The 8407-nt window shown below is 60.7% G+C and carries 8 protein-coding genes, 1 tRNA gene and 1 pseudogene; 4 read left to right on the top strand and 6 right to left on the bottom strand.

The features are described from left to right. Positions 1 to 24: 24 nt before the first annotated feature. Positions 25 to 2910 (bottom strand): SNF2-related protein, encoded by a 2886-nt coding sequence (locus tag L6990_RS08635; protein ID WP_237203716.1) that lies wholly within the window; start codon positions 2908 to 2910, stop codon positions 25 to 27. Between the two features lie 446 nt (positions 2911 to 3356). Here L6990_RS08635 and L6990_RS12020 point away from each other — a divergent pair. Then, positions 3357 to 3419 (top strand): annotated as a pseudogene (locus tag L6990_RS12020) (prepilin-type N-terminal cleavage/methylation domain-containing protein); the annotation flags it as partial. Between the two features lie 23 nt (positions 3420 to 3442). On the opposite strand, the gene L6990_RS08640 reads toward L6990_RS12020, so the two are convergent. Continuing rightward, positions 3443 to 3682, bottom strand: a complete 240-nt coding sequence (locus tag L6990_RS08640; protein ID WP_237203717.1) for a hypothetical protein — start codon at positions 3680 to 3682, stop codon at positions 3443 to 3445. Between the two features lie 78 nt (positions 3683 to 3760). On the opposite strand from L6990_RS08640, the gene L6990_RS08645 reads away from it, so the two are divergent. From L6990_RS08645 to L6990_RS08655, 3 genes are read left to right on the top strand one after another with little or no spacing between them, the layout of a single operon-like run. After that, on the top strand, positions 3761 to 4450 hold the full coding sequence (locus tag L6990_RS08645) for a recombinase family protein (protein WP_237203718.1): 690 nt from the start codon (positions 3761 to 3763) through the stop codon (positions 4448 to 4450). Between the two features lie 39 nt (positions 4451 to 4489). Further along, positions 4490 to 4954: a recombinase family protein gene (locus L6990_RS08650; RefSeq protein ID WP_237203719.1), complete on the top strand. Its 465-nt coding sequence runs from the start codon at positions 4490 to 4492 to the stop codon at positions 4952 to 4954. Between the two features lie 5 nt (positions 4955 to 4959). Beyond that, positions 4960 to 5661 carry a hypothetical protein gene (locus L6990_RS08655; RefSeq protein WP_237203720.1) on the top strand — a complete coding sequence of 234 codons (702 nt, stop codon included), beginning with the start codon at positions 4960 to 4962 and terminating at the stop codon, positions 5659 to 5661. A 61-nt stretch (positions 5662 to 5722) separates the two neighbouring features. Here the strand turns inward: L6990_RS08655 and L6990_RS08660 are convergent. The 4 genes from L6990_RS08660 to nadD form a co-directional block, all read right to left on the bottom strand. Then, positions 5723 to 5798 (bottom strand) — tRNA-Ala (locus L6990_RS08660). A 205-nt stretch (positions 5799 to 6003) separates the two neighbouring features. Beyond that, on the bottom strand, positions 6004 to 6459 hold the full coding sequence (gene rsfS / locus L6990_RS08665) for a ribosome silencing factor (RefSeq protein WP_237203721.1): 456 nt from the start codon (positions 6457 to 6459) through the stop codon (positions 6004 to 6006). Between the two features lie 53 nt (positions 6460 to 6512). Beyond that, entirely contained in the window at positions 6513 to 7562 is a 1050-nt protein-coding gene (locus L6990_RS08670) for a hypothetical protein (RefSeq protein ID WP_237203722.1), read from the bottom strand. Between the two features lie 104 nt (positions 7563 to 7666). Further along, on the bottom strand, positions 7667 to 8362 hold the full coding sequence (gene nadD / locus L6990_RS08675) for a nicotinate-nucleotide adenylyltransferase (protein WP_237203723.1): 696 nt from the start codon (positions 8360 to 8362) through the stop codon (positions 7667 to 7669). Positions 8363 to 8407: the final 45 nt, after the last annotated feature.

The raw sequence follows: 8407 nt of genomic DNA on the forward strand, positions 1-8407 counted from the left end.
GGTGTCTTCTGTGAACGCTGACCGTTACGCGACGATGCGCCAACGGATCGCGAACAGGTGCTCGGTGTCCTGGGTGCCCTGTAGGGATTGCTCGATCATGTCGAGCTTCTCGTCGATCTCGGCCTGCAGCTTGCGGCGTGCATCACGAAAGTCGTCGTCGGCCTCGTCCGCCCGGCGCTCCCACTTGCGAGCCTCGCGCTTGAGCTTGAGCTGCTCCATCGGGTCATCCGCCTGCTTCGCTGCCTTGCGGGCTTCCTTTTCTTTGGTGCGGTACTCGCGGATCTTGCCCTCGTGCTCAGCCTTGCGGTCCTGCTGGTTGCGGTAGAGCAGTTCCTCCTGCTGGTCGTAGTAGCGAGAGTTGCGCCCCTGGACTTCTTTCTCCAGCTCACCGAGCCGCGCCGTGAGCTGCGGCTCGACCTTCGCGACGTCGACCGCGACGGGCTGTTCACCCACGTTGAGGCAGGCGAGGTCCAGGATGTCGGCGACGTATTCCTCGTCCAGGTACTGGCCGTCGTCGGTCATGCCACCGGCGAGCATGTACGACTCGGAGATGTCCTCGTCGCGTGCTCGCATCGTGAAGGTCAGCAAGTTGACCGTCAGCTCGCCACTCTGGCCCTCGAGCGCCTTGACAGCGTTGCTGGCCCGCTTCGACTGACCGAGCGAGAAGGTCAGCTCACGCTGCGGCGTCTCGTGCGACTTCGCCATTCCGGCAACGTGCTGCGCGAGCGGGCTGGCGTAGCGGTACTGGTGTGCGTTCGGGAGCGGCTTCGACTTGAAGAAGTATCGCCCTGTCGGCGCATCTTTGGTAGGAGCCTGCTTCAGGAAGAACGCGCGGCCGTCGCCCTCGAACGTCGCGACATCGCGGAGTTCGTGATGAGTGATTGCAAGCAGGAGACGCTCGAACTTGTTGAGCACGTCGCCCGACTGCTCGTCGTACGCCTTGAGGCGATCCTGCACGTGCGGGTCGAGGTGGTCGAAGACCTTGGCCTTGGCGCTGGCCATCTCCTTCGAGATCTCGCCTGCGAACTGATCCTCAAGCTGCTTGAATGCCGCATCGATCTCGCCGGCCGTCTTGCAGCGGGTGAGGATGTCGCTGATCCGCTTCTCGAAGTCGAGGCCGTCCTCCACCGCGCCAAGCACCTCGTCAGAGGCGCCGAACACGCTCGAGAACAGTTGGAACTTGTTCGTCAGCAGCTCGAGGATGCGCTGCTCGGCGATGTTGCCCTTGTTGCTGAAGTTCACGACGACGACGTTGTGCTTCTGCCCGAAGCGGTGCACGCGGCCGATGCGCTGCTCGACGCGCTGCGGATTCCACGGCAGGTCGTAGTTGACGAGCATCGAGCAGAACTGCAGATTGATGCCCTCCGCCGCCGCCTCGGTGGCGATCATGATCGTGCCCTGCTCGCGGAAGTAGTCCACGAGCGCCTTGCGTCGGTCGACCGCCGGGATGCCCGTGATCAGATCGCCGTCCTTGTTGGCCGTCAGCCACGCCTGGTAGATCGCCGTCTGCTCGGGTGAAGTATTCGAGCCGTTGAACAGCACGACGCCCTCGCCGCGACCGGCATCAGCCAGCGTGCGGGCGATGTACTCCTGCGTCTTGGTCGAGTCGGTGAAGATGATCGCCTTCTCGGCGGCACCCAGTTCGCGCAGCCGCTCGAAGCCCATGTCGAGGGCCTCATTGAGCTTGACTGCCTTCTGATTGACGGTGATCGAGCGAGCCAGTGCGGCATACTCGCGGAGTTCATCAACCTCGGCGCGCATGCGCTTGAGAGTCTTCGCGTCAAGTTGCGCTCTCGACGCCTGACCCGTCGTCTCTTCGGCTTCCTCGACGACCTCGTCCTCGAGTTCGTCACCAGCCTCAAAGTCGGCCAGGAACAGCCCGCCACGGTTGTCACGGAGTTTGCCAGCGGCTACCTCGTCTGCCAGACGATTGGCGACGTTCTCCAGCGTGCTCGCGACGGCATACGTCGACGAACCGAGCCGCTTACGAATGATGAGGGCCGAGAGGTGACGCTGCGATCCCGCGAACGCGAACAGCTCGTCGCGCTGCAGGTAGCCGTTGACCAGATCGTACAGGCGCACCTCGTCGGGCGACGGAGTGAACTCCATCGTCAACGGCATGCGTTTGGTGAACCGGATGTACTTGTTGGCGTCCTTGCGGAGCGTGCGCTTGGAGATCGATGCCACACGCTCAACCAGGTCATCGTCGCCCGTCAGGTCGCGGCTCTTGATGTACCGCTCGCGGAACGCATCGAGCGAGTAGAAGTAATCGGGGTCGAAGATCGAGACGAGCCCGTACAGCTCCTCGAGTTTGTTCTGTAGCGGCGTCGCGGTGAGCAGCACCGTCTTGTGCGCGCTGCGGGCGACGTGCGAGACGGCCTCGGCCATCTTCGCCTTGCCGTTCCAGTAGCTGCGCAGACGGTGCGCCTCGTCAGCCACCACCAGATCCCACGACTTCAGTAGTGAGGTCTCGTGGCGGAGGGCGAACTCATACGAGCAGATGAGCACCTCAGCGGCGCGGGTGTCCGTTTTCGCGAGCAGCGCGTTCTTCGACTTGGCGTCGAGAATCGTCGAGGGGATGAGGAACTTCTCGTACAGCTCCTGCTTCCACTGCTGACGCAGGCTCGAGGGCGCGATGATCAGGATGCGGCGCTTGCGCTCGGCCCAGTACTGAGAGATGACGATTCCTGCCTCGATCGTCTTGCCGAGGCCGACCTCGTCCGCCAGGATCACCCCTGGCAGGAACGGGGTCTGCAACGCGAACAGCGCCGCATCAATCTGGTGGGGCTTCGGCTCGACCTGCGCGTCGAACAGCAGACCCGCCAGCTTGCCGACGTGGTCGTTGGCGTAGCTGCGCTGCAGCTCATGGGCGAAGTACTTCGACTGGTAGTCGGTGAGGGGAGCAGTCATCGGCGGCCCCTCACGGTGGGGCAGGGCAGACACATGGAAGCTACGGCGGCCAGGCGGCCGTCGCAGCGGATCGATCCGGCCGCTCTGCGCTTCATCAGGTTCATGCTCCTCCGCGCCGAGGGCGCGTCTTAAGTTGTGCTCATAGGTCGGTGTCCAACAGTACCGGGGACCTCCGACACTGCCAGCGTGCCGCGTCGCCTCGGGCGGGTTGGGCTACCGCAGGCGGGAGCCGGACGGCTCGACCGGGACGCTGCAATCTACTCTCATTTTCGCACACTTATGCATTCAAAGGAATGTGCCTTAGTAGGCAAACTCTGCAATATCCACATCTGCGTTGTAAAAGTACGTCGGTGAAAACTTGAACAGTAGCAGGAATTTCCTCATAATCTGCACACAGATATGTGACATAAATTATATATAAAAAGCGGGAAACTCACAGCAAGCAGATCGGCTTCACCATAGTCGAGCTCATCATCGTCATCGTCGTGATCGCGATTTTGGCCGCCATCACCATCGTTGCCTACACCGGCATTCAGAACCGGGCCGCGGGCACGGTTCTGCAATCCGACTCGGCATCAGCTAGAGCGACGACGGCTCCTACCCACAAGATGACGGCAGCAACAGCTACCCATCCAGCGGCACACCGCTCCCCCAGAGCAACGGCACGTACTACCGATACACCTCGGACGGCTCGAGCTACTGTCTCATCGCAACCTCCGACCGGGAAGGTGTCCCTTCCTACTACATCTCCAGCGAGACGGGTCGTGTCCAAGAAGCAACTGTCAGCAGTAGCTGCCCAGGGCACGCTGCTCCCGTCAGTGGAGGAGGGGGAGGCAGCTCGATCGCAACCATGCAAGCCTTCACCGCCACCGAATGTAGCGCCCTCGACACCTACACCGGCTCCAACACGAGCACAGTTATCACCCTCACCGACACCGGCGACGACAACACTTACGACGTCGCCAAGCTCGCAGATGGCAATTGCTGGATGCTCGAGAACCTCCGGCTGGGCAGCACGAGCGGGCCAATGACGCTGACGCCGGTTGAGACCGAAAACCAACCCCGCGCCGATAGCAGTGCCGTCTCGTCAGCGCCGACCGGAGCAATCGACACGCCACCGTGTAGCCGTGCCGTCATCTATCTGCGGGTCTCCAGCAAGGGGCAGGTGAAGACCGACTACGACCCGGAGGGCATCTCCATCCCCGCCCAGCGCACCTCCTGTGAACGCAAGGCCGAAGCGCTCGGCCTCACGATCGTGCACGAGTACATCGAACCGGGCCGGTCGGCCACGGAGATGACCAAGCGCATTGCGTTCCAGGAGATGCTCGAACGCATCCGCCCCGACCGGGACGTCGACTACGTCATCGTCTATAAGCTTTCCCGCTTCGCCCGTAACCGCACCGACGACGCGATCGTCATGGCCGATCTGCAAAAATGCAGAGTCACCCTGATCTCCACGACCGAGCAGATCTATGCCACCCCGGTCGGGCAGCTTATGCATGACATCCTGGCCGCCTTCAACGAGTACCGCTCCCGCTAGGACGGTGCCGACATCGCCTACAAGATGAAAAGCAAGGCTATGAACGGCGGCACGCTGGGACGCGCGCCCATCGGCTATCTCAATGTCACCGAGAACATCGACGAGCGGAAGATCAACACCGTCCAGACCGATCCCGAACGCGCGCCGTTCGTGAAACTCGCGTTCGAGCTGTACGCGAGCAGGGACAAGACCTTCGCTGACATCGCCGAGGAACTCACCAACCGGGGGCTGCGCACCCGGCCCATGCAGCGGCCTCCCGCCGGGCCAATTTCGGACTCGAAGATCCAGCAGATGCTCCGCGACCGCTACTACCTCGGCGAAGTCCGCTACAAGGGCGAGAGATACCCCGGCAGGCACGAAGCGCTCATCGACGAGGATCAGTTCAACCGGGTGCAGGAGCTCATGGACGAGCCCGGCTACGCCGCAAGCGTCACGACCACTGCCTCAAGGGCACGGTCTGGTGCGGGCAGTGCTGCCTCGAGCAGCACATCAACCGACGCATGATCCTCATGCGTACCACCGGACGTCACGGCAACGCCGACTACGGCTACTTCTTCTGCCGTGGGGTGCAAGACCACACCTGTGACACCCCATACTCCAGCATCAATCGCGTCGAAGACGCCATCGCCGAGCACTACAAGACCATCCGACTCAGCCCCGCCTTCGTCGCAGCCGTGCGTAGCCACATCGAGTCCACCCTGAACGACCAGGCCGCCGCACAGCAACTGCTCCGCAAGAACCTTGAAGACCAGCTCGCGCAGCTCACCGTCAAGGAAGACAACCTCCTCGACCTCGCCGCCGCCGGCTCGCTCCCGCAAGACCGCATCCGCCAGCGCCTCCGCGACCGACAGCGCGTCACTGAGCAACTCAGCCAGGTGCACGGCGACCTCTCCAGCGGCCGAGCCTTCCTCGACGCGCACCTCAACCTGCTCGACAACTTTTACGAGCTGTACGTCAACGCCAGCGAAGCCACACGCCGCAAGCTGAACCAGGCGATCTTCGCCCACGTCTATGTCGCGCACGAAGAAGTCATCGGGGACGACATCCGCTCGCCGCTGCGGGAGCTGCTTGCGGCCGCACGCGGCTGGGAGGCCCTCACAGCGGGCGCAACGCCCGAGGTGGCGCGCAGTACGACCCAGGCCGCGACGGTGCAACACAGCGGCCCAGAAACGCCAAAAGCCGCCCCGAAGGGCGGCCTGGCTGAACTGTAAAACTTGTGGCTTGACCTGCCTAGCGACATCTACGAGGACGCCGATTGCAGTAAGCCTCTTATGGTGGAGATAAGGGGACTCGAACCCCTGACCCCTTGCATGCCATGCAAGTGCGCTACCAGCTGCGCCATATCCCCATATTCTTTTGTTTGCCGCCGTGGCGACTCATCTAGTGTACCCAGATGTTTGAACGCCGCGCAAATCGGGGGACCCTATTTTTCAAAATTCTTCAAACTTTTTCTGCACTCGGTTTTAACCCAGTAAAGAAACCGGACGCCGCGCACCAATTAAAGTGCGCGGCGTCCGGTGATAAAAGCCTTGGGGTAAACCCCGGCGGAGGTACTAGTCGTCCTCGCGCTGGTTCATCAAATCTTCTGCAGGAGTGATGGTCTGGTAGTCAGCTTCAGCGCCAGCAACATCCACTGCACCGACCTCTGATTCCAAGCCCAGCTCAATGCGGGGAGCTTCGCCCCACAGGCGGTCCAGTGCATAGAAAGCGCGGTCCTCTTCGTGCTGAACGTGCACCACGATGTCACCGAAGTCCAGCAGAACCCAGCGGCCCTCAGCGCGACCTTCGCGGCGCAGGGGCTTGATGCCCAACTCTTCGCGGAGCTTATCTTCAACCCCATCAACAATTGCATTGACCAGTCGTTCGTTGTGGGCTGAGACAACGAGGAACCCGTCAATCAAACCCATGATGTCAGAAGCGTCAACAGCTAGCAGGTTGGTTCCCTGCATATCGTCCGCAGCGCGTGCGGCGACCTTTAGCGCTTCAATAGACTCTGCAGCAGCAGTCATTTCGCCCTTTCCGAGCACGTAGCACCCCAAACTTTTTGGGGTCTATCTAAAACTTATTGAAAAAAGAAGAACCATACAACCAGCAAGAGCGCCAAAAGCACCACAATGCCAATAATTGATGCCATCGCCCCGCTCAGAGCGGCTGGTTGATCAGCTTGCTCTGTGGCAACCTCAGTATCGGTGGACTGACTTGGATCGTCAGTCGTATCGATGGTCTCTCCTTGATCGGCAACCTCTACCTCACGGTCGGTAGGTTGCGCAGTGTATTCTTCACCGCTTTCTTCAGTCATTATCTCTGATGAATGATCGCCCATGAGGGTCTCTTCTGTTTCATCAGAACTCTCAGAGTCTACCGCACGGTCAACCTGTTCGGAACTGTTGACGGTAGCTGGTTCAGTCACATCATCTGAAAGCCCGGCCGGCAGGGTCTCATCCAACTCCGTTAAATCAAGGCCCTGAGCATCCACAGCGCGAACGGGTGCTGGCAGGCTAAACTCAGGGAGCTCCGGTTGAGGATGCTCGGGGGTCTCTTCAGGCAACTCCGCCTGAGTATCAGCTGGGGTTTCATTAGGAAGCTCAGGTTGAACATCTGCCGCGGTCTCATCTGGCAGCTCATCGGGCACAAATGCCGCGTCCCCCAAGAAGTCGCCAGTGGGTGAGGCGTGATCAGCAGAAGTATAGGTGGCCGTTGGCTCAACCTGCTCATCACCTGCATAGATTTGCTGACCGATATTTGCCAGGGGGTCTTCCAGCACAGTTGCTTGAGTCTGGTCAAAATCTAGTTCCGGCCCATCCGATGTGACCTCTTGGTCAATAGAACCCAGGCTTGCTAGCTGATCGAGGGAACCGGCGCTCTGCGACTTGGGCACTGGTGCCTGCCCACCCATGAACATAGGCACAGCCGGTAAGGGGTCATCCCCGCGCTCTACGGCGCGCAGGTAATCAGCTACCTCATCATAGTAACGAGCCAAACGACGCGGGCCCATGGGCCTGGCCGGAGGGGGTATGGTAAGCCCGTCCTCCGTGATCAAAGGCTCGGTGAGGTAGGTGGTGCTGTTTTTAGCAGCTGGTCCTTCTGCTGATTCAGCAGGTGATTTACTCAAGGGGGTCCTCAGTGGTCGAGAGCGTAACTAACACTTATCTTCATGGTAGCAAGACAACCAGGAACGCTCTAGCCAGTTCGTTGTGCACCAAAGGGTGGCAGGCTTTAACCTGCTGGCGGCAGACCTTCGTTGTAGCTGCCTGCCCCGGCAGCCGCATCGTCAGCGCTGTACAGCTCGTATTTGTTGATGTATTGCACCACGCCGTCAGGCACCAGGTACCAGACCGGCATTTTGTCGCGAGCGCGGTCTCTAATGCCCGTTGATGAGATCGCCATGGCGGGGATTTCCAGTAGGGCGACGCGTCCCTCAGCAGGCTCGGGGATGGTCAGTTCGTGCCCGGGGCGGGTAACACCGATGAAGTAGGCAAGGTCCCACATTTTCTCGGCGTCCTTCCAGGTCATAATCTGCCCTAGTGCGTCCGCACCGGTGATGAAGAACAGGTCCGCGTTGGGGCGTAGCTCGTGCAGGTCGGTGAGCGTATCGATGGTGTAGGTGGGCCCTTCACGGTCAATATCCACACGGCTCACGGTGAAGCGGGGGTTTGAAGCGGTAGCGATAACCGTCATGAGGTAGCGGTGCTCGGGGTCTGTTACCTCTTTATCGGCCTTCTGCCAGGGCTGCCCGGTGGGGACAAAAACAACCTCATCCAAATCAAGGTAGGCAGCCACCTCACTGGCAGCAACCAGGTGCCCGTGGTGGATGGGGTCAAAGGTTCCACCCATCACCCCCAGACGGGTTCTTCCCGGGGTTCTTTGGGGGATGCCAAGGTTTGCTTGGTCGTCGAACGTTGTAGCGTTCACAGGTCTCCTGCAGAGTAAGTGGTACAACAGCGGCGGGGGGGGGGG

Origin of the sequence: Rothia endophytica, assembly GCF_928381505.1 — a bacterium.
GTDB lineage: Bacteria > Actinomycetota > Actinomycetes > Actinomycetales > Micrococcaceae > Rothia > Rothia endophytica_A.